A 25,399-nucleotide genomic window follows, 5' to 3' on the forward strand; every position below is an offset into this window, starting at 1 on the left:
GAACGTTCGTCACCTTACACCAGCACGCGCTCGATCCCGCCGTTGTTCGCGCGCGCGACGTAGTCGGCCATCCAGTTTTCGCCGAGCATGTGACGCGCGATCTCGACGACGATGTAGTCGGCCTCGATGTCCGCGTCCTCGTTGTAGCGCGACAGGCCCTGCAGGCACGCCGGGCAGCTCGTCAGGATCTTCACGTCGGACGCGCCCGCGGCCGCACCGTTCGCGCCATTCGCGCCGTTGCCCGACACCACCGGAATGTTACGCAATTTGGCGGCGCCCTTCTTGATCTCTTCCTCCTTTCGGAAGCGGACCTGCGTCGACACGTCCGGGCGCGCGACGGCAAGCGTGCCCGATTCGCCGCAGCAGCGATCGTTCTTCTCGATCCGGTAGCCGTCGTGCTGCGCGCCCATCAGCTCGTTGACGAGCTTGACCGGGTCCATCGTCTTGATCGGCGTGTGGCATGGATCGTGATACATGTAGCGCGTGCCCGTCACGCCGTCGAGCCTCATTCCCTTTTCGAGCAGGAACTCGTGGATGTCGATGATCCGGCAGCCTGGGAAGATCTTGTCGAATTCGTAGCCGGCGAGCTGGTCGTAGCAGGTGCCGCACGACACGACCACCGTCTTGATGTCGAGGTAGTTCAGCGTGTTCGCGACCCGATGGAACAGCACGCGGTTGTCGGTGACGATCTTTTCGGCCTTGTCGTACTGGCCCGAGCCGCGCTGCGGATAGCCGCAGCAGAGGTAGCCCGGCGGCAGCACGGTCTGCACGCCCGCCTCCCACAGCATCGCCTGCGTCGCGAGCCCGACCTGCGAGAACAGCCGCTCGGAGCCGCAGCCGGGGAAGTAGAACACCGCCTCCGAATCGACGGTCGTCGTCTTCGGATTGCGGATGATCGGCACGATCTTGTTGTCCTCGATGTCGAGCAGCGCGCGCGCCGTCTTCCTCGGCAGGTTGCCCGGCATCTTCTTGTTGACGAAGTGGATCACCTGCTCGACTGCGGGCCGCTTGCCGGTGGTCGACGGCGGGTGCGCGGTCTGCTTCTGCGCGACCTTCTTCAGCACGTCGTTCGCGAGGCGCTGCGCCTTGTAGCCCAGGCCCATCATCACCGCGCGCGTCGCGTTGATCGTCTGTGGGTTCGTCGCGTTCAGGAAGAACATGCCGGCCGCGCTGCCCGGGTTGAACTTCTTCTTGCCCATCTTGCGCAGCAGGTTGCGCATGTTCATCGTCACGTCGCCGAAGTCGATCTTGACGGGGCACGGCGTCGCGCACTTGTGGCAGACGGTGCAATGATCGGCGACGTCGTTGAATTCGTCCCAGTGCTTGATCGACACGCCGCGGCGCGTCTGCTCCTCGTACAGGAACGCCTCGACGAGCAGCGACGTCGCCAGGATCTTGTTGCGCGGGCTGTACAGCAGGTTCGCGCGCGGCACGTGCGTCGCGCACACCGGCTTGCACTTGCCGCAGCGCAGGCAGTCCTTCACCGATTCGGCGATCGCGCCGATGTCGGACTGCTGCATGATGAGCGATTCGTAGCCCATCAGGCCGAAGCTCGGCGTGTACGCGTTGCGCAGATCCGCGCCTTCGAGCAGCTTGCCCTTGTTGAAGCGGCCCTGCGGATCGACGCGCTGCTTGTATGCGCGGAATTCGGCGATCTCGTCGTCGGTCAGGAACTCGAGCTTCGTGATGCCGATCCCGTGCTCGCCGGAGATCACGCCGTCGAGCGAGCGCGCGAGCCTCATGATCCGCGCCACCGCCGCGTGCGCGTCCTGCAGCATCGCGTAGTTGTCGGAGTTCACCGGGATATTCGTGTGAACGTTGCCGTCGCCCGCGTGCATGTGCAGCGCGACGAACACGCGGCCGCGCAGCACCTGCTTGTGGATCGCCTGCGCCTCGTCGAGGATCGGCTTGAACGCGCCGCCGTTGAAGATCTGCCGCAGCTCCGCGCGGATCTCCTGCTTCCACGACACGCGCACCGTGCGGTCCTGCGTCACGTGGAAGACGGCCGCGTCCGGCTGCGCGTCGACGCGATCCGCGAACTTTTCCGCGAGCGCCTCGTAGCCGAGCGTGACGAGATAGTGCTGCGCCTCGCGCAGCGGCATGTCGAGCTTCTCGCGCAGGAATTCCCAGCGCGCGCGCACGCGCTTGAGCAAGTCGAGCGCCTGCTGCACGCGGTCCTCGAGCAGCTCGGCGCTCGGAATCTCGCTCGCGTCGTCGCTCTTGCCGAGCGGCAGGTTGCCCGCGGTGAAGAACGCCTCGAGCGCGTCGACGAGCTGCAGCTTGTTCTTGATCGACAGCTCGATGTTGATCCGCTCGATGCCGTCCGTGTACTCGCCCATCCGGTTCAGCGGGATGACGACGTCCTCGTTGATCTTGAACGCGTTCGTGTGCTTCGCGATCGCGGCGGTGCGGCTGCGGTCGAGCCAGAAGCGCTTGCGCGCCTCCGCGCTGACGGCGACGAAGCCTTCGCCGCTCTTGCCGTTGGCCATCCGCACGACTTCGGACGTTGCATGCGCGACCGCGTCGGCGTCGTCGCCGACGATGTCGCCGATCAGCACCATCTTCGGGAACGCCTGGCGCTTGCTCTTCGTCGCGTAGCCGACCGCGCGCAGATAGCGTTCGTCGAGGTGCTCGAGGCCCGCGAGGATCGCGCCGCCGCGCTTCGACGTCTCGAACAGGTAATCCTTGATCTCGACGATGCTCGGAATCGCCTCGCGCGCCTGGCCGAAGAATTCGAGGCAGACGGTGCGCGTGTGCGCGGGCATCTTGTGCAGCACCCAGCGCGCGGACGTGATGAGGCCGTCGCAGCCTTCCTTCTGCACGCCCGGCAGGCCCGCGAGGAACTTGTCCGTCACGTCCTTGCCGAGGCCTTCCTTGCGGAAGCGCCGGCCTTCGATGTCGAGCGTCTCGGCGCGCAGCAGCTTCTCGCCCGGCGCGCGCGCGCCGTCGAACCACTTGAGCTCGAAGCGCGCGACGGGGATGTCGTGGATCTTGCCGAGGTTGTGCTCGACGCGCGTGACTTCGAGCCAGTTCCCTTCCGGATCGACCATCCGCCACCATGCGAGGTTGTCGAGCGCGGTGCCCCAGAGCACCGCCTTCTTGCCGCCCGCGTTCATCGCGATGTTGCCGCCGATGCACGATGCGTCGAGCGACGTCGGATCGACCGCGAACACGTAGCCCGCCGCCTCGGCCGCCTCGGTCACGCGGCGCGTGACGACGCCCGCGCCGGAGAATATCGTCGGCACCTTGTGCGCGACGCCCGGCAGCTCGGTCAGCTCGACGGCGCCCAGTTGCTCGAGCTTCTCGGTGTTGATGACGGCCGAGAACGGCGTGAGCGGCACCGCGCCGCCCGTGTAGCCCGTGCCGCCGCCGCGCGGAATCACGGTCAGGCCGAGCTCGAAGCACGCCTTCACGAGGCTCGCGATTTCCGCCTCGGCATCGGGCGTCAGCACGACGAACGGATATTCGACGCGCCAGTCGGTCGCGTCCGTCACGTGCGACACGCGCGCGAGGCCGTCGAAACGGATGTTGTCCCTTTGCGTGCAGCGGCCGAGCACCTTCGTCGCTCGGCGGCGCAGCTCCGCCATCTTTTCGAACTCCTGCGCGAACTCGTCGACCGCGCGCTGCGCGGCCGCGGCGAGCATCTCGACGCGCGCGGCGCGTTCGCGGCCCGCCGTGTCGCCGTGCTCGGACAAGTCCGCGCGGCGGCGCTTCTCGATCTCGGACAGCCGGTGGTTCAGCGCCTCGACGAGCAGCGCGCGCCGCTTCGGATTGTCGAGCAGGTCGTCCTGCAGATACGGATTGCGCCGCACCACCCAGACGTCGCCCAGCACCTCGTACAGCATCCGCGCCGAGCGGCCCGTGCGGCGCTCGGCGCGCAGCTCGTCGAGCGCGGCCCACGCTTCGCCGCCGAGCAGGCGGATCACGATCTCGCGATCGGAGAACGACGTGTAGTTGTAGGGAATTTCGCGCAGGCGCGGAGCGGGGTCGGCGGCGACGGCGGCTGCCGCGCCGTGCGGATCGAAAACTTGCGGTGCGTTCATGTTCGGACGATTCGGAGGCCGGCGCGCGACGAAGAGGCGCGAAACCGGCAAGCGCGTGGCGCGCGATTTTGGGGAAATCTTCTGTTACCAGGCGCGCGGAGGCCTGGCGGCGCTCGGTACCGTCACCACGATCGCGCGCAGCGCGCGTGCCGTTGCGCCGCGGGACACGCTGCGCGCGGCGACGGCTTCAAAAGGACGATCCGAGACTGCCTTTGCATCTTCCGATCCTTGATTCAAAACGAAATTCTAACTCAGGTTGGACGAACGCGTTAATCGTTGGCGCGGCAGTCGAATGGCGCGTCGAACCAGCCGGCGCCCCCGAGCGGCGGGCATTTGCGACGGATCGCGCAGCGCGGCGCGCCGGTCTTTCAGTCCGCCGACGGCGCGCCGCGCGCGCCCGATTCGCCGTCCGGCCGGTCGCTAGCCGTTCGGTCGAGGCCGAAACAGCGAGGGTTGGCGCTATCATTGCCTTTTTTCTGCCGCATCCACGCTTTTCGCACCCTCTCATGGCTTCCCACGATTATCTGAAGAAAATCCTGACCGCCCGGGTGTACGACGTCGCGCTCGAAACCGAGCTCGAACGCGCGCGCAACCTCTCCGCGCGGCTCAACAACGCCGTCTACCTGAAGCGCGAGGACAACCAGCCGGTGTTCTCGTTCAAGCTGCGCGGCGCGTACAACAAGATGGCGCACATCCCGGCCGGCGCGCTCGCGCGCGGCGTGATCACCGCATCGGCGGGCAACCACGCGCAGGGCGTCGCGTTCTCGGCCGCGCGAATGAACGTGAAGGCAGTGATCGTCGTGCCGGTGACGACGCCGCAGGTCAAGGTCGACGCGGTGCGCGCGCACGGCGGGCCGACCGTCGAGGTGATCCAGGCGGGCGAATCGTACAGCGACGCGTACGCGCACGCGGTGAAGGTGCAGGCCGAGCGCGACCTCACGTTCGTCCATCCGTTCGACGATCCTTACGTGATCGCGGGCCAGGGCACGGTCGCGATGGAAATCCTGCGCCAGCATCAGGGGCCGATCCATGCGATCTTTTTGCCGATCGGCGGCGGCGGGCTCGCGGCGGGCGTCGCCGCGTACGTGAAGGCGGTGCGCCCCGAGATCAAGGTGATCGGCGTGCAGACCGACGATTCGTGCGCGATGAAGCAATCGCTCGCGGCGGGCAAGCGCGTCGAGCTCGCCGAGGTCGGGCTCTTCTCCGACGGCACCGCGGTCAAGCTCGTCGGCGAGGAGACGTTTCGCCTCTGCGCCGCGTATCTCGACGACGTCGTGACGGTCGACACCGACGCGCTCTGCGCGGCGATCAAGGACGTGTTCCAGGATACGCGCAGCGTGCTCGAGCCGGCGGGCTCGCTCGCGGTCGCGGGCGCGAAGCAGTATGCGGAGCGCGAGGGGATCGAGGGCGAGACGCTCGTCGCGATCACGTCCGGCGCGAACATGAACTTCGACCGGATGCGCTTCGTCGCCGAGCGCGCCGAGGTGGGCGAGGCGCGCGAGGCCGTGTTCGCGGTGACGATCCCCGAGGAGCGCGGCAGCTTCAGGCGCTTCTGCTCGCTCGTCGGCGAGCGCAACGTGACCGAGTTCAACTACCGGATCGCCGATGCGCGATCGGCGCACATCTTCGTCGGCGTGCAGATCCGGCGGCGCGACGAAACGGACGAGATCGCGCGCAACTTCGCCGCGCACGGCTTCACGACCGTCGATCTGTCGGGCGACGAGCTGTCGAAGCAGCACATCCGCTACATGGTGGGCGGCCGCTCGCCGCTCGCGCGCGACGAGCGGCTGTTCCGCTTCGAATTCCCGGAGCGGCCGGGCGCGCTGATGAAGTTCCTGTCGTCGATGGCGCCCGACTGGAACATCAGCCTGTTCCATTACCGGAACCAGGGCGCCGACTATAGCTCGATCCTCGTCGGCCTGCAGGTGCCGCAGGCGGACCACGCGGAATTCGACCGCTTCCTCGCGGCGCTCGGCTATCCGTTCTGGGAAGAAAGCGGCAACCCGGCGTATCGTCTCTTCCTGTCGTAATCCGTCCATTCCATACGATATGAACCCCGACCACTCCCCGCTCGGCAAGGCGACCGTCTACTCGAACCAGTACGACGCGTCGCTGCTGTTTCCGATTCCGCGCGCGCGCGCGCGCGAGCAGATCGGCATCGGCGCGCAGTTGCCGTTCTTCGGCACCGACATCTGGAACGCATACGAGCTGTCGTGGCTCAATGCGCGCGGCAAGCCGCAAGTCGCGATCGCGACGTTCTACGTGCCGGCCGAATCGCCGAATATCGTCGAATCGAAGTCGTTCAAGCTGTATCTCGGCTCGTTTGCGCAGACCGCGTTCGAATCGCTCGACGCAGTGCGCGACGCGCTCAAGCGCGACGTGTCGGCCGCGTGCGGCGCGAACGTGACCGTGCGGCTCGCGACGCCCGCCGAATTTCGCAAGCTGCAGATGGACGAGCTCGACGGGCTGTCGCTCGACCGCCTCGATCTCGAAGCCGACGTCTACGAGCCCGATCCGTCGTTCCTCACCGCATCGCACGACGAAGCGCCCGTCGAGGAAACGCTCGTCACCGATCTGCTGAAGTCGAACTGCCCGGTGACGGGCCAGCCCGACTGGGGCAGCGTGCAGATCCACTACGTCGGCGCGCCGATCGATCACGCGGGCCTGTTGCGCTACATCATCTCGTTTCGCAACCACACGGGCTTTCACGAGCAATGCGTCGAGCGGATCTTCGTCGACATCCTGCGCGCGTGCAAGCCGGTGAAGCTGGCCGTCTACGCACGCTACACGCGCCGCGGCGGGCTCGACATCAATCCGTTCCGCACGAACTACAACCAGCCGATGCCGGACAACGCGCGCACCGCGCGGCAGTGACGCAGACGGCGCCCGCCGCGCGCCGCATCACTTCGCCGACGCCTTGTACGCGATGCAGTCGACCTCGACCTTGCAGTCGATCACCATGCTCGACTGCACGCACGCGCGCGCGGGCGGATGCCCGCCGAAGTACGAGATGAAGACCTTGTTGAACGACGCGAAATCGCGCGCGTCGTCGAGCCACACGCCGCAGCGCACGACGTGCTCGAGGCCGTAGCCGGCTTCCTTCAGGATCGCGATCACGTTCTCGATCGCCTGCTTCGATTGCGTGACGATCCCGCCCTCGACGACCTCGCCGTTCACCATCGGCGTCTGGCCGGACACGTACAGCCACCCGTCCGCCTCGACCGCGCGCGCGAACGGCATCACCTGGCCGCCCGTGCCCTTCGCTTCGCCCACGCCATATCGCTTCATCGTTTCACTCCTTCGTTTCGTTTGCCAACACGCGCCGCCCGCGCGATGCGGGCGACGCGCGACGTTTGGTCACGCTCGCGCGCCGAATCGACCGCGGCGCGCCGAATCCGTCGATCGACGAGCCCGCTCAAAACGCGTCGTGCGCCGTCGCCGCGGCCCGCGCGCCGCGCGCGACGAAGCGGCCCGCGCGCTCGCCCGTCGGCGCGCCGTCGCAATACGACAGCACGCCGTTCACCCACACGGCCTCGATCCCGTGCGCCGGCTGCTGCGGCTGCTCGAACGTCGCCGCGTCGCGCACGCGGTCCGCATCGAACAGCACGAGGTCCGCGTGATAGCCGACCCGCACTTCGCCGCGCTGCGCGAGCCCGAAGCGCCGCGCGGACAGCGACGTCATCTTGCGCACCGCCTCTTCGAGCGAAATCAGTTGCTCGTCGCGCGCGTAGTAGCCGAGCACGCGCGGGAATGCGCCCCAGAGGCGCGGATGCGGCAGCGGATCGTTCGGCAGGCCGTCGGAGCCCACCATCGTCGCCGGATGCGACAGGATTCGCCGCACGTCGTCCTCCGACATGTTGTGATACACGGCGCCCGCCGGCTGCAGCCGGCGGGCCGCGTCCCGCTCGGGCACGCCCCACTCCGCCGCGATCGCCTTCAGCAGCTTGCCCGCCATTTCCGGATGCGGGTCGGACCACGTGATCGTGATGTCGATGTCGCCCGTCGCCTGCTTGATGTCGAGCGTCGACGAGCTGCGGCTGTATGGATAGCAGTCGCAGCCGACGGGCTGGATGCGCCGCGCGCGTTCGAGCGATGCGAGCACGTCGGCGCTGCGCCCCCAGTTCGCCGGCCCCGCGCACTTCAGATGCGAGATCACGACGGGCACGCGCGCATGCCGGCCGACGCGGTATGCCTCGTCCATCGCGTCGAGGATCGCGTCGAACTCGGTGCGCATGTGCGTCGTGTAGACGGCGCCCGCGTTCGCGAGCGGCTCGGCGAGCGCCATCACTTCTTCGGCCGGCGCGGCGAACGCCGAGCCGTACGCGAGCCCCGAGCTCAGGCCGAGCGCGCCGTGCGCGAGCGCTTCTTCGAGCTGCGCGCGCATCGCGGCGATTTCGGCGTCGGTCGCCGCGCGGTCGAGCCGGTCCATCTGGTTGTTGCGCAGCGCGGTATGGCCGACGAGCGCCGCCACGTTGACGGCCGGCTTCGCCGCGCCGAGCGCGTCGACGTAGGCGGCGAACGTCGGATAGCGGAACGCCGCGCGCGCGCCGAGCAGGTTCATCGGATCGGGCGGGTCGCCATTCAGCGCGACGGGCGACGCGCTGATTCCGCAGTTGCCGACGATCACCGTCGTCACGCCCTGCGAGATCTTCGGCAGCATCTGCGGCGCGTCGATCACGTGCGTGTCGTCGTGCGTGTGCACGTCGACGAAGCCCGGCGCGAGCGCGCGGCCGTTCGCCTCGACCACCTGCTCCGCGAGCCAGTTCGTCAGGTTGCCGATCGCGACGATCCGGTCGCCGCGAATCGCGACATCGCGCTCGACGCGCGGCGCGCCCGTGCCGTCGTACAACTGCGCGCCGACGATCAGCGTATCGGCCGCTTCGGGATGCGAGTGCATGTCAGTCTCCTAACGGTTGGCGGTCGCCGCCGCCGCGGTGCAGGTCGAGCGCGTGCTTCATCCGGCGCAGCGGCTCGCGGCAGTCGTCGCCCAGGCGCAGCGCGACTTCGGTGACGAGCACGTCGAGCGCCATCAGCATCGCGTAGCGCGACGTCGACGGCTTGAAGATGAAATCGGTTTCGAACGCGACGACGGGAATCAGGTGATCGGCGAGCTGCGCGAGCGGCGACGCGGGCGCGGTGAGCGCGACGAGCGTCGCGCCGTAGCGCTTCGCGAGCGCGCAGCTTTCGAGCTGCTCGGGGACGCGCCCCGACACCGACAGCGCGACGACGACGCAGCCGGGCGCCGCGGTGGCCGCGACCATCCGCTGCAGCAGCGCGTCCTGGTAGGTCGCGACCGGCCGGCCGAAGCGCACGAGGCGAAAGCGCAATTCGTCGGCGAGCGCGGTCGAGCCGCCGCCCTGCCCGTACACGTAGATCATGTTCGCCGTGGCGAGCGCGGCGGCGGGCGCCTCGAACGACGTCTGGCGCAGCAACCGGTGGTTGTGCTCGAGCGCCACCTGCACGTCTTCGTACACGCGCGAAACGGGCGTCTCGTCGCGCCGAGCATCGGCTGCGGCCGGGGTCAGAAAGCGCTGGCCGACCGCGGCGGCCTGCGCGAGCCGCAGCTTGAGCTCGCGCACGTCGCGGCAGCCGACCGCCTTCGCGAAGCGCGTGACGGTGGCGACGCTTACGCCTGCTTGCGCGGCGAGCGCGCCGATGCTCGCGTGCGCGGCCTGCGTCAGATCGCCGAGGATCAGCGCCGCGACCTTGCGCTCGGCATCGCGCAACTCGGGCGCGCACTCGGCGATCCGGGCGACGATGTCGAAGGCGGGCTGCTCGGCGGACGGCGTCATGAGGCGGCGATCGGTTGAGATCGGTTGAGGGTGACGGCCGGTGCGAACCGTCGCGTTAATAAATAACATTACCGAGGCGATGCTACTTTCTGTACTATCGCGAAGTCAACTTCGCATCGATACATATGGACGATGGAGCGAGATAAGATGAAAGTTACAAACTATCAGGAAGCGACGATCGATCCCTTCGGCAAGGGTCTCGGCAACGTGCCGAGCGCGAGCGTGCCGCTGTCGGACGCGGGCCGCCTCGAATGGAACCTGCTCGCCGAGGACGTGAGCCTGCCCGCCGCCGTGCTGTACGCGGACCGGATCGAGCACAACCTGAAGTGGATGCAGGCGTTCGTCGCCGAATACGGCGTGAAGCTCGCGCCGCACGGCAAGACGACGATGGCGCCGCAGTTGTTCCGCCGCCAGCTCGAGACGGGCGCGTGGGGCATCACGCTCGCGACCGCGCATCAGACGCGCGCCGCGTACCACGGCGGCGTGCGGCGCGTGCTGCTCGCGAACCAGCTCGTCGGCCGGCACAACATGGCGATGATCGCCGAGCTCTTGACCGACCCCGATTTCGAGTTTTTCTGCCTCGTCGATTCGGTCGACGGCGTCGAGCAGCTCGGGCGCTTCTTCGGCGCCGCGGGCAAGCCGCTCAACGTGCTGCTCGAGCTCGGCGTGCCGGGCGGTCGCACCGGCGTGCGCGACGACGCGCAGCGCGACGCGGTGCTCGCCGCGCTCGCGCGCCACGCAGGCGTGCTGAAGCTCGCCGGCATCGAACTGTACGAAGGCGTGCTGAAGGAGGAAGGCGAGATCCGCGCGTTCCTGCGGCGCGCGGTCGAGCTCGTGCATGAGCTCGCCTCGGCCGGCTGCTTCGCGCACGCGCCGGCGCTGCTGTCGGGCGCGGGCTCCGCGTGGTACGACGTCGTCGCCGACGAATTCGCGCAGGCGGCCGCGGCCGGCGTGATCGACGTCGTGCTGCGCCCCGGCTGCTATCTGACGCACGACATCGGCATCTACAAGAAAGCGCAGACCGACATCTTCGCGCGCAACCCGATCGCGCAAAAAATGGGCGAAGGCCTGCTGCCGGCGCTGCAGTTGTGGGCGTACGTGCAGTCGATCCCGGAGCCCGAGCGCGCGATCGTCGCGCTCGGCAAGCGCGATTCCGCGTTCGACGCGGGCCTGCCGGAGCCGGCGCGCCACTTCCGCCCGGGCGTGGGCGGCCTGCCGCGCGACATCGCGCCGGGCGAAGGCTGGGAAGTGACCGGCCTGATGGACCAGCACGCGTACCTGAAGATCCCGGCGGGCGCGGACCTGAAGGTCGGCGACATGGTGTCGTTCGACATCTCGCACCCGTGCCTCACGTTCGACAAGTGGCGGCAGTTGCTCGTCGTCGATCCGCAGTACCGCGTGACCGAGGTGATCGAGACGTACTTCTGACGTCGGCGCTCAGGCGGCGCGGGCGGTCGGGCGCACGAGCGGCCGACCGCCCGCGCGACGCGGCCGCGCCCTCCGTCACACCCGCTTCACGCACCCGTCATCAGCAGCCCGGCAGCCCGGAGTACACTGCCCGTTCGTCCTGGATCATCCGATGTCGTTCAACAGGAGAAGGTCATGGCAGCAAAGAAGATTCTGTTTCTGACGGGCGATTTCGCCGAAGACTACGAGACGATGGTGCCGTTCCAGGCGCTCCTCGCGGTCGGCCATCACGTCGACGCGGTATGCCCCGGCAAGCGCGCGGGCGACAAGGTGAAGACGGCGATCCACGATTTCGAAGGCGACCAGACCTACACGGAAAAGCCCGGCCACCAGTTCACGCTGAACGCGACGTTCGACGACGTCGACGCGACGGGCTACGACGCGCTCGCGGTCGCGGGCGGCCGCGCGCCCGAGTATCTGCGGCTCGACCCGAAAGTGATCGCGCTCGTGCGCGCGTTCGCCGAAGCGAAGAAGCCGATTGCGGCAATTTGTCACGCCGCGCAGTTGCTCGCGGCGGCCGACGTGATCCGCGGCAAGCGGATCTCGGCCTACCCGGCGTGCGCGCCGGAAGTGCGGCTCGCGGGCGGCGAGTATGCGGACATTCCGGTCGACGCGGCCATCACCGACGCGCCGTTCGTCACCGCGCCCGCGTGGCCCGCGCATCCCGCGTGGCTGTCGCAATTCCTCGCGCTGCTCGGCACCCGCATCGAGCTCTGAGGGCCGGCACGCGCGGCGGCGGCATGTCGCCGCGCGCGGCCCGCGCTCCTTCGCTTCGCGCTCACTTCGCGCCGGCTTCGGCGACGCGCGCCTCCAGCATCGTCAACGCGCCGGACAGCGCATTGAGCACGTCGTCCGGCAGCGACGCCATCGTATCGTGCAGGAACGCGTTGCGGCGCGGCAGGCACGCCTCGAACGCCGCGCGCCCGGCCTGCGTGAGCTTCACGTTCGTCACGCGATTGTCGCGCGCATCGGCTTCGCGCTCGATCCAGCCGAGCGTCTCGAGCGTCTTCAACTGGCGTGTGAGCGCACCCGGATCGACGCGCAGCAGCTCGACGAGCCGCTTCTGCGACGACGCGCCGCCGTGCTGCTCGAGCGCGACCATGATGCGCCAGCGCGGCAGCGGCTGGCCGACGTGCGCCTCGAACGCGGACATGAACGCGCGGTACGTGCGTCCGAACTGCTGCAAGATCGCGATGCGGTCCTGTTCTTCCATGCGCTGACTTCGGCTCCGGTAGGCGTGAATGAGGTAACGAAGCGCCCGCTCACTCGGCGACGACGGTCGGCTCGAGCTTGCGGCGCAGCTCGACGGGCGGCACGCGGCGGCTTTGCCACACCGCCGCGAGCGCGACGAGCGCGCCGACCGCGATGCCGATATGGATCGCACCGACGAGCGATTCGCGCGCCGCTTCGAGCAAATGGGCGCCATGATGCCCGGCGCGCACGAGTTCGTCCACCACGCGCGACTGCGCGGCGCGGTCGATCAGCACCTGCGGATCGGCGAGGCGCGCCTGCCAGCGCAGCGCGCCGTCCGCGGCGAGCGCGTCGCGCACGCCGCTCGCGTAGAGCTGGTTGACGAGCGTGCCGGTGAGCGCCGTGCCGACCATCCCGCCCACCATCCGCAGCGACTGCAGCAGCGCGGTCGCGATCCCGAGATGCTCGCGGCCCGCCGTCTGCTGCGCGAACACGGTCAGGTTCGGCAGCACGAAGCCGAGGCCCACGCCGCCCGCGACCATCAGCGCCATCAGCGCCCAGCCGGGCGTCGCATGCGTCGACGCGACGACGCCCGCGCACGCAATCGCGAACAGCAGGAAGCCCGCGTGCAGCATCGCGTTCGGGCGGCGGATGCGCGTGATCACGCGGCCGTTCATGATGCTGCCGATCGTGATGAACACGACGAGCGGCGTGATGACGACGCCCGCCTGCTGCGGCGACATCCCGAAGCCGCCCTGGAACAGCAGCGGCGCGTAGAAGAGCAGCGAGAACATCGCGAAGCCGGCGAGGATCGCGAGGATGAAGAGCGCGGACAGCGCGCGGTTCGAGAACATGTCGAACGGCAGAATCGGCTGCGCGCAGCGCTTCTCCCAGCGCCACAGCGCGGCGGCGCCCGCGAGCGCGACGACGATCAGGAGCGTCGGCCAGCCGCCGATGCCGTACTTCGGCAGCCATTCGACGAACAACTGCATCGCGCCGAGCGTCGCCGCGATGAGGAGCGCGCCCGGCCAGTCGAGCCGCATCCTGGCCGTGTGCTCGACATGCCGCAGGTGCGGCAGATAGCGCCAGACGAAGAGGAGCGACAGCAGGCCGACCGGCAGGTTCACGTAGAACACCGCGCGCCAGCCGTAGTGCTGCGTCAGCACGCCGCCGAGCGACGGCCCGACCGCGTTCGCGATCCCGAACGCCGAGCTCATCAGCACCTGCCAGCGCAGCCGCACGACCGAATCGGGAAAGAGGTCCGGAATGCACGCGAACGCGGTGCCGACGAGCATCCCGCCGCCGACGCCCTGCAGCGCGCGCGCGAGCACGAGCGACAGCATGTCGTGCGCCATCCCGCACAGCACCGACGCGCCCGTGAACACGGCGAGCGATGCGATGACGAACGGCTTGCGCCCGTAGTAATCGCCGAGCCGCCCGAAGATCGGCACGGTGATCACCGACGCGAGCAGATACGACGTCGCGACCCACGCGTACAGGTCGAAGCCGCGCAGCTCGGCGACGATCGTCGGCAGCGCGGTGCCGACGACGGTCTGGTCGAGCGCGACGAGCATCGTGACGAAGGAAATGCCGAGCATTGCGAGCAACGATTCGCGAAACGGAAGGACTTGCCCGCTCGAATGGTGGGCGGCGGTATGGACAGCCATCTTTTGTTCGTGCAACTTTTGATGCGTCAACGAATCGAAAATTCTATCATGCATCAGGTAATCTAGCCGGCGCCCCCATGCGATGCGCGCGCCGCGAAGGAGTCAGATGGAACCGCTCACAATCGTTGCCGGGCCGACGCTGTCGGCCGCGGATCTCGGCACGCTGCGGCGCGCGAAGCTCGCGCTCGAAAGCCCGTCGCTGACGATCAAGCTGACGAGCGTCGTCGGCGCGCCGGTCGAGAAGATGATCGGCAAGCTGCCCGGCTTCGCAACCGACAAGATCAACGACGCGACGCAGCTCGCGCTGCGCAAGTGCCTGCACATCGCGCTGCGCACGCTCGGCAAGTCGGGCGGCGTCGCGAGCGAGGGCGAGACGCCGGGCAAGCCGAGCAACCTGCTGCACAAGCTCGCCGTCGCGACGACGGGCGCGGCGGGCGGCGCGTTCGGCCTCCTCGCGCTGCCCGTCGAGCTGCCCGTCACGACGACGCTGATGTTCCGGTCGATCTGCGACATCGCGCGCAGCGAGGGCGAGGATCTGTCGAGCGCCGAGGCGCAGTTGCAATGCCTCGCGGTGCTCGGGATGGGCGGCGGCTTCGGCCCGCTGCCGGGCGCGGGCAAGACGGGCGGCAAGACGGCCGGCGAGCCGCGCGAGCGCGACGGGCACGAGAGGCAGGGCGAGCACTGGGAACACTGGGAGCACGACAAGGAGGAGGAAGACGCCGACATCGGCTATTTCGTGCTGCGCGGCGCGCTCGCGCAGGCGGTGTCGAAGGCGTCGTCGGAAATCGCGTCGAAGGGTTTCGCGACGCACGGCTCGGCCGCGCTGCTGCGCCTCGTGCAGTCGATCGCGTCGCGCTTCTCGGTGCAGGTGACTGAGCAGATCGCCGCGAAATCGATTCCGGCGATCGGCGCCGTGCTCGGCGCGACCGTCAACACGCTCTTCATCGACCATTTCCAGCAGGCCGCGCACGGCCACTTCGCGGTGCGCCGGCTCGAGCGCAAGTACGGGCAGGCGGCCGTGAAGGCGGCGTATCAGGCGATCGACGCGTCTGCCGTGCGCTGAGTCGCGCGCTCGACCGCGATGCGCCGCACGAACGCGGCCGCGCGCTCGAGCGCGCGCGCCGATTCGGGCACGAACGGCACATAGATCTGCCAGACGTGCGGCATCTGCGGCCATATCTCCAGTTCGACGTGCACCCCCGCCGCGCGCGCCTTGTCGGCGACGCGCCGCGAATCGTCGAGCAGCACCTCGGTGCTGCCCGCCTGGATGAAGAGCGGCGGCAATCCCGTGAAATCCGCGTACAGCGGCGACGCATGCGGATGCGTGCCCGGCGTGTCGCCGAGATACAGGCGCGCCGCGCGGCCGAGCGCCGCGCCCGCGAACATCGGGTCGAGCCCGTCGTGCGAGCGCAGCGTGTCGCCCGTCGCGGCGAGATCGGTCCAGGGCGAGAACAGCACGGCGCCCGCGGGCAGCGGGTCGCCCGCGTCGCGCAGCGCGACGAGCGCCGCGAGCGCGAGGCCGCCGCCCGCCGAATCGCCGCCGAACACGATCGACTCCGGCGGCGTGCCGGCGGACACGAGTTGCCGGTACGCGGCGAGCGCGTCGTTCAGCGCGGCCGGAAACGGATGCTCGGGCGCGAGCCGATAGTCGAGCGAGAACGAGCGCACGCCGGCGTGCTTCGTCAGCGCGAACACGAGCGGGCGGTGCGTCTGCGGCGAGCAGAAGTAATAACCGCCGCCGTGGAAATACAGCAGCATCCGGCTGTGCTGCGCGCGGCCCGGCATGGCGTCCGCGCGCTCGAGCCATTCGCCGCGCAGCGGCGCGTCGCCGGCGCCGTAACGCTCGCGCAGCCGCCAGCCGGCGGGCGGACGGCGCGGCACGCGCATCCGCAGCTTCGTCAGCCGCCGCGCGCGCGCCGGATCGATCACGGGACGCTGCGTCTCGGGATGAAACTGCCGGCGCAGCAGCCAGCACGCCACTTTGCTCTGCCAACTCATCGAACGCACTCCCAACCGGAAGAATGTGACGATACTACGTGCGTTCCGGCGCGCGCCCGTCGACCGGGTCCTCTAAATCCGGCCGCGCGGCTCAATTCGCCGGCTGCACCTGGCCGCGAATTTCGCCGCCCGGATGGGCTTTCGTATGCACATTGAAATACCACTTGCCCGCCATCAGATCGCCGACCTGCTCGTCCGTCAGCGCCTTCTCGCCGACGATCGGGCTCGCGAGCGCATCCTTCGGGATCGGCACCTGCACGCCCGCGTTCTGCCCGACGGGCGCCGGGCCGTGGAAGTGCGCGGCGGTCGCGGGCCCCGTCAGATCGCGGTATGTGGCGTGCCAGCGCAGCGTATGGGTTGCCGTGTCGTAGGTCGCGTCGAGCGCGCCCGATCCCTTGCTCGTCGTCGGCGGCACTTCGCTCGACGGCTGCAGGCTCGCGACGAGCTTCACCGTTTCCGCCCGCGCGACGCCCGCCGCGCACGCGCACACGAGCACCCCGAATCCGATCCTGCGCAATGTCAACATGAATCCTCCTTGCGATCGCCGAACAGGTTGCGCGAACGGGCATGCCGTCCGCTCGACACCCGATGGTAGACGATCTTGCACGCGCGGCGCCCGGCGCGAAGCGCTTCGCCGTTCGCGACGCGGCGGCGCGACGCCGCGCCGTGCCGCTTCCGCCGGCCGTTGCACGGATGCCGGCGGGCGGCACGCCACGGCCAAGAATAGAGCTTTGCACGAAACCCTCTGAATCCGCATCCGGCGTTTCGCTACACTGCTTCGCACACAGTTGCTTGTTTCCTTCCGTCCGAAGGAATATCTGCGAGTTTGAAAGCGGCCTTCGGGCCGCTCTTTTTTTGCGCGGCGCGGCCAGCCCGCGTGGCGGCTGCTCGGCGTGCGCGATCCGCGGTTTCGTCGCATCGCGCGCGATGAGCGAGATCAGCCCCGGCGCGCGCGCATCCACGCGCATATCACCGATTTACGAGACAATCGGCCTGTTCGGATCGAAACAATGCGAAAAACCGTGCCGTTTCTTCGTTCGCTCTCTCCGCTTCTTCGCGTCGCCCCGCCCTGTCGGCTGCTACTTGGAAGCGCGTCGTGCGTGTGCGCGCTGGCGGCAACGCCTGCGCACGCGCAGGAATTCGCGCTGTTCGGCGGCCTGCTCACGGGCGGCGGCGGTCACAGCTACGCGTGGGCATTCGACTATCAGGAAGGGCTCGGCCGCTACGCGGCCGCGGGCTTCGCCTGGTACAACGAGGGACATATTCCGAATCACCATCGCGACGGCCAGGCGGTCCAGCTCTGGGGGCGGCTGCCGCTGCGCGAGAACCGCTTCGTGATCTCGGCGGGCGTGGGCCCTTACCGGTATTTCGACACGATCCCCGCGACGGAAGGTCGCGGCTATTCGAACTCGCACGGCTGGGGCATGCTGATGAGCGTGCGCGCCGCGTACTACACGTCGCATCGCTGGCTCGCGCAACTGCAGGTGAACCGGACGCAGGTATTCAGCGGGCCGAACACGACGTCGCTGATGTTCGGCATCGGCTATCAGCTCGACGCGCCGGACACGCCAGGCCCGCGCGACTACGCGGCGAGCCGCGCGGGACGCGTCACCGCGAACGAAGTCACCGCGATGCTCGGCGAGACGATCCTCAACAGCCGGCGCTCGCCGACCGCGCTCGGCGGCAGCGTCGAATATCGGCGCGGCGTCGCGAAATACGTCGACTGGACGGCCGCCTATCTATACGAAGGCTCGAAGCAATCGGTGCGCCGCAACGGCATCGCGTCGCAATTCTGGCTCACGCGCGCGTTCCTCGACGACAAGGTCGCGCTGTCCGCCGGCGCGGGCGCCTACCTGCCGCTCAACGAGCGCGACATCCGCGGCCGCTCCGGCGAAGGCGGCGGACGCGTGTCGGGCATCGTGTCGATTTCGGCGAGCTACCGCTTCGACGATCGCTGGCTCGCGCGCATCACGTGGAATCGCGTCGTCACGCGCTACGATCGCGATACCGACGTGATTCAGGCCGGGCTCGGCTACCGCTTCTGAAATCCTGCCCGGCTCCCGCCGCGCGACGTCAATCGAGCGCGCGCAGCACGCCGATCAACTGCTTCGCGGCAACGTCCCAGCGATACCGCGACGCATGCCTTCGCCCTTTCTCCCGCATCTCGCGCCGCAGCTCGGCGTCGCCCATCAGTTGCGCGATCGTCGCCGCGATGTCGACCGCGTCGTGCGCGTCGCAATACAGCGCGGCGTCACCGCACGCCTCGGGCAGCGACGCCTCGCGCGACACGATCACCGGACACCCGCAATACATCGCCTCGAGCGGCGGCAGGCCAAATCCTTCGTATAGCGAAGGAAACACGAAACAACCGGCGTTCTCGTACAGCGCCTTCAGCTCGCCGTCGCTGACATAGCCCGCCCACGTGACGTTGTGCGCGCTCGCGCGCTCGCCGAGCGCCGATGCGCCGAAGATCCTCACGTTGCTGCCGCCCGCGATCACGAACCTGAGCTCGGGGCGCATGCGCTCGAGCCGCGCGATCGCGTCGAGCGTGCGCACGAGATTCTTGCCGGGCGCAAGCGAGCCGACGATCAGCACGTAGCCGTCGTAGGCAAGGCCGAGCCGCTCGAGCACCGCCGGATCGCTCGCGATGCGGCCGAAGTGATCGACGCCGGACACGATCGTCGATACGTCGGCCGGCGCGACGCCCAGACGCGCGACGATCCGCTCCTTCGAGAAGCGCGACACCGTCAGGATGTGCCGCGCGCGGCGCTTGATCATCCAGAACGCGAAGCGATACCAGAGCCTGAACTTGAGCGAGTAGCCTTGCGGAAAGTCAAACACGGCGACGTCGTGAATCATCACGACCTGATTGCGCTTGAAGAGCGGCCCGACGTTGCACAGGCTCACGAGCGTCTGCCCGCGCGTCGCGAACGGCAGCGCGAGCTGCTCCCACAGCGCGCCGCGCAGCCGCGGCACGACGCGGCGCGCAACCGCGGGCGGCAACGCGTCGCTCGCATGATCGCGCGGCACGACGAGCGTCGGGTTGCGCTCGCCCGGCAGCAGGCGCGCGAGCGCCGACGTGAATTCGTGCGCGACGCGCTGCACGCCCGTCAGACGCTGCGACGTGAACTTGCCGTTGATCGCGACGGGCTTCGGCAACGCCGCCATGCCCGAACGGTCGCCGGCGAACGCGGCGCGCGGCGGCGCATCGCGCAACGCACCCGCTGCCTGCGACGCGCTCGTCGTCATTGCATCGAAGTCCTGATGATCGCGCCGCACGTTCGGCGACGGCCTGGATAACGGGGAAGACAGCTTCATGGCGGCAGCAGCGGCGTGACGGCACCCGGTTGACGGGCGCATCCGCGACGTTCGCGGATGCGCGCTCTATGCGTTCAAGTGTCGCCATTCCCCCGCGCGCAGTCTGTGCGCTCCGTCGCACAACGCGGCGCGCGGTGCGCGTATGACGCCGTGCGCCGCGATCGCGCGCGTCAGCGGCCGCGGCTCACCGACCAGATCAGATAGAACGATTCTGCGGTCGGCAGGATTTGCGAGAGCATCCGGTTGAAGCGCGCGGCAGGCGCCGTGCCGACATACACGACGTCGAGCGGCTTCATGTCGAACTCGGTCGCGAGCATCAGCGCGTCCACCTGCGTCATGTCGAGACGAAACACTTCGGGCTTGTTGCGCTCGGGCGCGTAGCTGACCTTCTTCAGGCCCTCCTGCAACGCGCTCTGCACGCCCGGCGCCTGCGCGAGCGGCGGATTCGGATGGCGAATCACGATCACCTGGCGCGGATTCGCTCCCATCGGGTCGATGCTGCCCGCCGCGCTCAACGCGTCCGCGAGCGAGAGCTGCCCCTGGTTCATGTAGACGGTTTGCGGCTTCGGCACCTCGCCCATCACGAATACGCGGTTCTGCGTGCGATCGGGCACGTGGACGATGTCGTTCGCCTGCAGCACGATGTTCTGGCGCAAGTCGCCGCGATTCAGGATGCGGTTCACGTCGATCGTCATCACCTGATCGCCGCGCGTGACGAGCACGCGCTGCAGATCCGCATCCGGGTTGCCGCCGCCCGCGCGGTTGATCGCATCGACGACGCGCAGATGCGAGCCCGTCAACGACAGTTGCCCAGGGTTCTTCACGTCGCCCGTCACCTGCACGCGCTGACTGCGATACTGCGTCACGCGCACGTCGATCTGAGGATTCCTGATCTGTTTGTTCAGGCGCCGAGACAGCAGCGCGGCGATCTGCACGGGGCTCATCCCTTCGACACGCACGCGGCCGAGCGTCGGAAAGAAGATCGTGCCGTTGGCGGCGACGCGCTGGCCCGGCGAGTCGACCTCGCCTTGCCCGTTCGTGCCGAATGCGCTGACCTGCTGCGGCAGCACGCCGCCCAGGCCGCCCGATGCCTGCAGCGTGCCGATGTCGGCGAGCGGCGACGTATCGGCGAGCGTGCCGTTGCCGCCGCCGCGCGTGAGCTCGGGGTGATCCCACACGACGATGCCGAGCACGTCGTCCGGGCCGACGCGATAGTCGCCGGGCGCGGTGGGCAGGCTTTGCGCGATCCCCGCTTCCTTCGCGCGCGTATCGGCCTCGTCGGCCTGCTTGAGCGTATAGACGAGCTGCGGCGTGATCAGCCTGACGTCGTACACCGTCGAATCCGTCGGTGCGCTCAAATTGTCGTTCATGCGGCTCGAATCGAGCGCCGGTCCCGGCGCCAGCGCACAGCCCGACAAGGCGAGCGCCGCGGCGCTCGCCCATGCTAGGGTCTGTTTACATACGGAACGTGCATGCGAATGCCCGAAATCGCCCGTAGGGCAAGAAGCGAGGAGCGCGGTTTGGCCGAGCCAAACGCCCCGAAGGAAGTCCCCTTGGGGGACAAGCGACGAGCGACGCCGCCCTACGGGCGATTTCGGGCATTCCCCTGGAATGGATTCCAAGTTTGGGGTTGCCACGAGAACGGCCGCTCGCCGCGTTGCGCTCCTTGCGAATACGTCCAGTATTCGCAGCGTCGCGCGCCTCGCGAGCGGCCGTTCTCGTGGCAACGCATGCACGTTCCGTATGTAAACAGACACTAGGGGCTTGAACATCTTGTCGTTTCTCCTTGGTAGCGTGGTCGTCGAAAAAGGATGCCGCGCGTTCGCAGCGAACGCGCGCCGGCTCAGAACGCGTTGCGGCCGACGAATCCCTTGACGAGCGTGATCAGGATGATCTTGATGTCGAACCAGAAGGTCCAGTTCTGCATGTAGAAAAGATCGAACTTCACGCGCGCGGCCATCTTCTCGACCTTGCGCGTCTCGCCCCGATAACCGTTCACCTGCGCCCAGCCGGTGATGCCGGGACGCACGCGATAGCGGTACATGTAGCCGTCGACGAGCTCCTTGTAGATGTCGTCGTGCTCGATCGCGTGCGGACGCGGACCGACGACGGACATCTGGCCGAACAGCACGTTGAAGAATTGCGGCAGCTCGTCGAGCGACGTGCGGCGCAGGAACGCGCCGACCTTCGTGATGCGCGAATCGTTGCGCGACGCCTGGCGCACGACGCCCGCCGCCTCGGCATGCACGCGCATCGTGCGGAATTTCAGGATCTCGAACTCGCGGCCGTCGACGCCCTTGCGCTTCTGCCGGAACAGCACAGGCCCCGGCGACGAGAACCTCACCGCGAGCGCGAGCGCCGCGAGAATCGGCGACAGCGGAATCAGCACCGCGAGCGCGAACAGGCGATCGAAGATGAACTTCGGCCAGAGCTGCGGAATCGACAGCGGGCTCGTCGCGAGATTGATCGCGGGCATGCCAACGACCTGCGTGACCGAGCGGTTGAAGAACGTGATCCCGCGCACGTCGGGCAGGAAGCGCAGGTTCACGAAATCGTGGCGAAACTCGCGCACGATCCGCTGAATCTGACGCTCGTGCGACAGCGGCAACGCGAGCCAGATCTCGTCGATCGCGCCCGCGCGCACGCGGCGCTTCAACTCGCGCAGATCGGAGACGCAGGACACGCCGCCCACGCGCGCCTCGGCATCGGCCGTGCGCACGCTGTCGTCGAACACGCAGACAGCCTCGTAGCCGTGCGACGGCGACGCCCGAAGCTGCTCGAGCACCGCGCGTCCGTAGACCTCGGAGCCGACGATCGCGACCGCGCGCGGCTTCGCGCCCGTGCGACGCAGGCTGTTCAGCACGCCATGAATCGACGCCTTGCCAAGCAGCAACACCGCGCCCGACATCAGCATCGTCCGGCCGAGCCACGCGAGCGACACGTCGGCGTCGCGCTGCAGCAGCAGCGTGAAAGCCCCGGCGATCGCCGCGACGCCGAGCCAGCCGAGCAGCACGCGCGACAGCGTGCGATACGACATCTGCTCGCGCGCGCCGTCATAAACGCCGATCGCCGGAAAGACGAGCAGCGTCAGCGCGCACAGCAGCGCGATGGCCGTGCGCTGCTCGTCCGACACGGCGAGGACACCGCCGTCGTACAGCATCTGTGCGAGCAGCGCGCCCGCCGCGGCCAGTGCGACATCGAGCAGTTTGTTCAAGAGTCCCGACATTACCGAATCTCCGCGTTCCGTGTTCCGCCGTCTCAAGCCGCTGAGCGCACTGCGCCGTGATAGCCCGCGACGCGCAGCGGCCGGCCTTCCGCCGGAATCGGCTGCGGCGCGTGCGCATCGCGCCTCGCCTCGAGGATGAGGCGGTTGAATTCGCCGCGTATCACGCCGTAGCACTCGCACGCGCGCGCTTCGAGGCCCTCGCGGTCGAGCACCGTGATGTGGCCGCGGCGCTGGCGAATGAGCCCCGCCTCCTGCAGCTTGCCCGCCGCCTCGGTGATGCCCTCGCGCCGCACGCCGAGCATGTTCGCGATCGTCTGCTGCGTGACCGCGAGCTCGTCGCCTTCGACGCGGTCGTGCGCGAGCAGCAGCCAGCGGCTCAACTGCTCGCTGACGGAGTGATGACGGTTGCAAAGCGCGCCGCGCGCGATCTGCGTCATCGCGGCTTGCCAATAGCGCAGCATCAATTGGAAGGTATCGAGCGAACGGTCGAACTCGCGGCGGAATACCTGCGTCGGCACGCGGTACGCGTAGCCGCCGCTGCGCACTTCGATGCGGCCCGACGCGCCGCCGCAGCCGTAGTCGGCGAGCGTCGACACGCCGACGACGCCTTCGCAGCCGACCGCGGCGACTTCGACCATCGCGCCATCCTCCATCAGATACAGCACGGACATCATCGCGGTGGTCGGGAAATACAGGTGGCGCATCGGCTCGTCGGTTTCGCAGAGCAACTGAGCGCTCTTGATCTTCACGAGCTCGAGATGCGGCGCGAGTGCGCGAAGGCTGTCATCGGCGAGCGAACCCAGCAGTGCGTTGGCATGAAACCCATTGTTCTGATGAAGCATGATCGTGTCCCGGTTTGTCGGCGCCGCTCCACTACGGCGCAGGATTCCGTTTCGCAAGACACGGTCACGGCAAGAATCGATGTTCCCCGGAATCGTGTCGGCGGCCCTTCTGGTCGTCCTCTTACACACTGACGCACCACCCTCTTGGCGGGGGCGAAAACCCTTAAGCGATTAACGTGCCAATTGGTACGGTTCCTTAATATGCAAAGGCATTGGCCGGACAATTCTTATCCAGATATTTATTCGCCAATCGAAAACGTCTCATTCGCGGACACTTTGATACAGATCAAGCGACAGCAGGTGTCTCATCTAACAGTTTCGTAATCTTTACGTCACCCTTGCCGCTTGACGCTTAGCCCTTCAGGCTCAACGATTGGCGCACCTTTACAGACGGCGATGGAATGACGCGACCATTTCATCTCAATAAAACCCGCGTTCGCAGCGGTTCTTTTCAAACTGTCTCAAAGGTGAGCCAGCGAAAATCGGACACATTCTGTCATCCAGCCCACACAACGCTCGCAAGGCATTGATTAAAAAAGATTTAACAAAAACACAAAAACCTGACCAGGCACCTCGGCCATGAAGTAGCAAAAATTTCCCCTCACTCCATCACAATCGGAAATAAATACCGAAAAGCGAGTGTCGACGACATTGAAAAGACACAAACCCGCTTATTCCTTTGCAGGCATTTAAATCTTCGTGCTGAAATTTAGGAAAACTCCTAAATGTCAAAATTTGTGAGATTCGCATTTCACGCAAACCTCAAAAAATCCACCGTGATAATCTGAAACAGGATTTTCAACGTCAAGCAGAATTAACAAATAAAAATCGTACCTGTCTAGTCGGGCAGGTGTGGTTGCGCGCGGCGCCGGCCAGGCGCGGCGCAGTTGCTCCGGATCGTCGATCCGGGAAGGACAAGCCGTGACTTACCGTGAACACAAAGAACCGGCGACGAGGGCCGGAGGCATCATCGAACTGCCGCACCGCACCGACGCAAACCGCTTCCTCGCGTCGCTCTGCGCCGCCGAGCGCGCGACGCTCGCGAGCCATCTGCAACTCGTGCACGTGAAGTCGGGCCAGGTGCTGTGCGAACCGGGCATGCCGCTCGAGCACGTCTATCTGCCCGTCACGACCGTGATCTCGATCCAGTACGCGTCATCCGACGGCATGACGCTCGAGATCGCGGAGATCGGCAACGAAGGGATCGTGAGCCCGCAGCTCGTCGGCACCGACGGCGCGACGCCGTGCCGCGTGATCACGTGCCGCGACGGCTTCTCGTACCGGCTCGGCGCGCGCGTCCTGTCGAACCGGCTCGAGGAATCGGCGCAGATGCGCCAGGCGATCTTCCGCTGCACGCACCTGCTGATGGCGCAAGCGAAGCAGATCTCGTTCTGCAGCCGCCACCACGTGCTGAAGAACCAGCTTTGCCGCTGGTTCCTGCTCGCTTACGACCGCTCGCGCAGCGTCGAGATCCAGGTCACGCACAGCATGCTCGCGCAGATGCTCGGCGTGCGTCGGGAAACCGTCACGGACGCGGCCGGCGACATCCAGAAGATGGGACTGATCCGCCAGTACCGCAGCTCGATCATCCTCGTCGACCTGGGTGGGCTCGATGCGCAATCGTGCGGATGCCATACGATCATCCGCGAAGAAATGAAGAAGATCCTGTCCGCGCCGACGGACGCATCCGGCGCGCTCACCGAATTGCGCAGCTAACCCCGCTTCACATTCCGCTTCACACCCCGCTGCGCGCCGCGCGCTCGCAGCGGCGCGCACCTTGCACGACACCTTCCGCGGCACCGCCGCCGCATGCGCGGCGCACGGCGTGGCGCTTGCGCGCGGCACGCGACATCGT

Annotated in this window: 20 protein-coding genes; 8 read left to right on the forward strand and 12 right to left on the reverse strand. The window is 67.7% G+C overall.

Translation table 11 applies throughout. The features are described from left to right. Nucleotides 1-14: 14 nt before the first annotated feature. Nucleotides 15-4,043 carry an FAD/FMN-binding oxidoreductase gene (locus WT16_RS05840; RefSeq protein WP_063533067.1) on the reverse strand — a complete coding sequence of 1,343 codons (4,029 nt, stop codon included), beginning with the start codon at nt 4,041-4,043 and terminating at the stop codon, nt 15-17. On the opposite strand from WT16_RS05840, the gene WT16_RS30370 reads away from it, so the two are divergent. The 3 genes from WT16_RS30370 (at nt 4,014) to queF (ending at nt 6,917) form a co-directional block, all read left to right on the forward strand. Beyond that, on the forward strand, nt 4,014-4,316 hold the full coding sequence (locus WT16_RS30370; RefSeq protein WP_009911257.1) for a hypothetical protein: 303 nt from the start codon (nt 4,014-4,016) through the stop codon (nt 4,314-4,316). The two genes, WT16_RS05840 and WT16_RS30370, sit on opposite strands and share 30 nt — an antisense overlap. Nucleotides 4,317-4,549: 233 nt before the next feature. Then, the gene (ilvA, locus tag WT16_RS05845; RefSeq protein ID WP_063532879.1) at nt 4,550-6,073 is read left to right on the forward strand and encodes a threonine ammonia-lyase, biosynthetic; all 1,524 of its coding nucleotides are present in this window, start codon (nt 4,550-4,552) and stop codon (nt 6,071-6,073) included. Between the two features lie 19 nt (nt 6,074-6,092). Further along, nucleotides 6,093-6,917, forward strand: coding sequence for an NADPH-dependent 7-cyano-7-deazaguanine reductase QueF (gene queF / locus WT16_RS05850; RefSeq protein WP_015601476.1), 825 nt, complete (start codon nt 6,093-6,095; stop codon nt 6,915-6,917). A gap of 27 nt (nt 6,918-6,944) precedes the next feature. Here the strand turns inward: queF and WT16_RS05855 are convergent, their stop codons facing one another. The 3 genes from WT16_RS05855 to WT16_RS05865 form a co-directional block, all read right to left on the reverse strand. After that, entirely contained in the window at nt 6,945-7,331 is a 387-nt protein-coding gene (locus tag WT16_RS05855; protein ID WP_063532880.1) for a RidA family protein, read from the reverse strand. Between the two features lie 127 nt (nt 7,332-7,458). Next, complete coding sequence (locus WT16_RS05860) at nt 7,459-8,940, reverse strand: D-aminoacylase (protein ID WP_006024555.1); 1,482 nt, start codon at nt 8,938-8,940, stop codon at nt 7,459-7,461. Nucleotide 8,941: 1 nt separating this feature from the next. Beyond that, on the reverse strand, nt 8,942-9,835 hold the full coding sequence (locus WT16_RS05865; RefSeq protein ID WP_063532881.1) for a MurR/RpiR family transcriptional regulator: 894 nt from the start codon (nt 9,833-9,835) through the stop codon (nt 8,942-8,944). A 147-nt stretch (nt 9,836-9,982) separates the two neighbouring features. Here WT16_RS05865 and WT16_RS05870 point away from each other — a divergent pair, with 147 nt between their 5' ends. Further along, entirely contained in the window at nt 9,983-11,263 is a 1,281-nt protein-coding gene (locus WT16_RS05870) for an amino acid deaminase (protein ID WP_063532882.1), read from the forward strand. Between the two features lie 174 nt (nt 11,264-11,437). Further along, the gene (locus WT16_RS05875) at nt 11,438-12,019 is read left to right on the forward strand and encodes a DJ-1/PfpI family protein (protein WP_015600671.1); all 582 of its coding nucleotides are present in this window, start codon (nt 11,438-11,440) and stop codon (nt 12,017-12,019) included. 61 nt (nt 12,020-12,080) lie between these two features. Here WT16_RS05875 and WT16_RS05880 read toward each other — a convergent pair whose 3' ends face one another. Both WT16_RS05880 and WT16_RS05885 read right to left on the reverse strand, forming a co-directional pair. Next, a complete protein-coding gene (locus WT16_RS05880) occupies nt 12,081-12,515 on the reverse strand; it encodes a MarR family transcriptional regulator (protein ID WP_006024551.1) in 435 nt (144 codons plus the stop codon). Nucleotides 12,516-12,564: 49 nt separating this feature from the next. Next, nucleotides 12,565-14,160 (reverse strand): MDR family MFS transporter, encoded by a 1,596-nt coding sequence (locus WT16_RS05885; protein ID WP_063532883.1) that lies wholly within the window; start codon nt 14,158-14,160, stop codon nt 12,565-12,567. A gap of 106 nt (nt 14,161-14,266) precedes the next feature. Here WT16_RS05885 and WT16_RS05890 point away from each other — a divergent pair, with 106 nt between their 5' ends. Continuing rightward, entirely contained in the window at nt 14,267-15,223 is a 957-nt protein-coding gene (locus tag WT16_RS05890; RefSeq protein ID WP_063532884.1) for an EcsC family protein, read from the forward strand. Here the strand turns inward: WT16_RS05890 and WT16_RS05895 are convergent. Further along, complete coding sequence (locus WT16_RS05895; RefSeq protein ID WP_043282010.1) at nt 15,193-16,158, reverse strand: alpha/beta hydrolase; 966 nt, start codon at nt 16,156-16,158, stop codon at nt 15,193-15,195. The two genes, WT16_RS05890 and WT16_RS05895, sit on opposite strands and share 31 nt — an antisense overlap. A 91-nt stretch (nt 16,159-16,249) precedes the next feature. Next, nucleotides 16,250-16,684: a CHRD domain-containing protein gene (locus tag WT16_RS05900; RefSeq protein ID WP_015601636.1), complete on the reverse strand. Its 435-nt coding sequence runs from the start codon at nt 16,682-16,684 to the stop codon at nt 16,250-16,252. 496 nt (nt 16,685-17,180) lie between these two features. On the opposite strand from WT16_RS05900, the gene WT16_RS05905 reads away from it, so the two are divergent. Then, on the forward strand, nt 17,181-18,203 hold the full coding sequence (locus WT16_RS05905) for a hypothetical protein (protein ID WP_043282154.1): 1,023 nt from the start codon (nt 17,181-17,183) through the stop codon (nt 18,201-18,203). 28 nt (nt 18,204-18,231) lie between these two features. On the opposite strand, the gene WT16_RS05910 is transcribed toward WT16_RS05905, so the two are convergent. From WT16_RS05910 to WT16_RS05925, 4 genes are all read right to left on the reverse strand, one after another. After that, nucleotides 18,232-19,476 carry a glycosyltransferase family 1 protein gene (locus WT16_RS05910; protein WP_063532885.1) on the reverse strand — a complete coding sequence of 415 codons (1,245 nt, stop codon included), beginning with the start codon at nt 19,474-19,476 and terminating at the stop codon, nt 18,232-18,234. Between the two features lie 170 nt (nt 19,477-19,646). Further along, nucleotides 19,647-20,846 carry a polysaccharide biosynthesis/export family protein gene (locus tag WT16_RS05915; protein WP_006024543.1) on the reverse strand — a complete coding sequence of 400 codons (1,200 nt, stop codon included), beginning with the start codon at nt 20,844-20,846 and terminating at the stop codon, nt 19,647-19,649. A gap of 473 nt (nt 20,847-21,319) precedes the next feature. Further along, complete coding sequence (locus WT16_RS05920) at nt 21,320-22,702, reverse strand: undecaprenyl-phosphate glucose phosphotransferase (protein WP_063532886.1); 1,383 nt, start codon at nt 22,700-22,702, stop codon at nt 21,320-21,322. A gap of 32 nt (nt 22,703-22,734) precedes the next feature. Further along, a complete protein-coding gene (locus WT16_RS05925) occupies nt 22,735-23,544 on the reverse strand; it encodes a Crp/Fnr family transcriptional regulator (RefSeq protein WP_006024541.1) in 810 nt (269 codons plus the stop codon). 921 nt (nt 23,545-24,465) lie between these two features. Between WT16_RS05925 and WT16_RS05930 the strand changes: the two genes are divergently transcribed. After that, nucleotides 24,466-25,260 carry a Crp/Fnr family transcriptional regulator gene (locus WT16_RS05930; protein ID WP_063533068.1) on the forward strand — a complete coding sequence of 265 codons (795 nt, stop codon included), beginning with the start codon at nt 24,466-24,468 and terminating at the stop codon, nt 25,258-25,260. Nucleotides 25,261-25,399 lie beyond the last annotated feature (139 nt).

The sequence above is a fragment of the Burkholderia sp. MSMB1589WGS genome (assembly GCF_001636105.1).
Classification (GTDB): Bacteria; Pseudomonadota; Gammaproteobacteria; order Burkholderiales; family Burkholderiaceae; genus Burkholderia; species Burkholderia humptydooensis.

What these genes read in the sequence shown, in the direction of transcription:
- WT16_RS05910 (WP_063532885.1), bottom strand. Translation starts at nt 19,476, where the DNA reads ATGAAGCTGTCTTCCCCGTTATCCAGGCCGTCGCCGAACGTGCGGCGC.
- ilvA (WP_063532879.1), top strand. Translation starts at nt 4,550, where the DNA reads ATGGCTTCCCACGATTATCTGAAGAAAATCCTGACCGCCCGGGTGTAC.
- WT16_RS05920 (WP_063532886.1), bottom strand. Translation starts at nt 22,702, where the DNA reads ATGTCGGGACTCTTGAACAAACTGCTCGATGTCGCACTGGCCGCGGCG.
- WT16_RS05900 (WP_015601636.1), bottom strand. Translation starts at nt 16,684, where the DNA reads ATGTTGACATTGCGCAGGATCGGATTCGGGGTGCTCGTGTGCGCGTGC.
- WT16_RS05890 (WP_063532884.1), top strand. Translation starts at nt 14,267, where the DNA reads ATGGAACCGCTCACAATCGTTGCCGGGCCGACGCTGTCGGCCGCGGAT.
- WT16_RS05840 (WP_063533067.1), bottom strand. Translation starts at nt 4,043, where the DNA reads ATGAACGCACCGCAAGTTTTCGATCCGCACGGCGCGGCAGCCGCCGTC.
- WT16_RS05865 (WP_063532881.1), bottom strand. Translation starts at nt 9,835, where the DNA reads ATGACGCCGTCCGCCGAGCAGCCCGCCTTCGACATCGTCGCCCGGATC.
- WT16_RS05895 (WP_043282010.1), bottom strand. Translation starts at nt 16,158, where the DNA reads ATGAGTTGGCAGAGCAAAGTGGCGTGCTGGCTGCTGCGCCGGCAGTTT.
- WT16_RS05880 (WP_006024551.1), bottom strand. Translation starts at nt 12,515, where the DNA reads ATGGAAGAACAGGACCGCATCGCGATCTTGCAGCAGTTCGGACGCACG.
- WT16_RS05885 (WP_063532883.1), bottom strand. Translation starts at nt 14,160, where the DNA reads ATGGCTGTCCATACCGCCGCCCACCATTCGAGCGGGCAAGTCCTTCCG.
- queF (WP_015601476.1), top strand. Translation starts at nt 6,093, where the DNA reads ATGAACCCCGACCACTCCCCGCTCGGCAAGGCGACCGTCTACTCGAAC.
- WT16_RS05875 (WP_015600671.1), top strand. Translation starts at nt 11,438, where the DNA reads ATGGCAGCAAAGAAGATTCTGTTTCTGACGGGCGATTTCGCCGAAGAC.
- WT16_RS05860 (WP_006024555.1), bottom strand. Translation starts at nt 8,940, where the DNA reads ATGCACTCGCATCCCGAAGCGGCCGATACGCTGATCGTCGGCGCGCAG.
- WT16_RS05925 (WP_006024541.1), bottom strand. Translation starts at nt 23,544, where the DNA reads ATGCTTCATCAGAACAATGGGTTTCATGCCAACGCACTGCTGGGTTCG.
- WT16_RS05855 (WP_063532880.1), bottom strand. Translation starts at nt 7,331, where the DNA reads ATGAAGCGATATGGCGTGGGCGAAGCGAAGGGCACGGGCGGCCAGGTG.
- WT16_RS05915 (WP_006024543.1), bottom strand. Translation starts at nt 20,846, where the DNA reads ATGAACGACAATTTGAGCGCACCGACGGATTCGACGGTGTACGACGTC.
- WT16_RS05870 (WP_063532882.1), top strand. Translation starts at nt 9,983, where the DNA reads ATGAAAGTTACAAACTATCAGGAAGCGACGATCGATCCCTTCGGCAAG.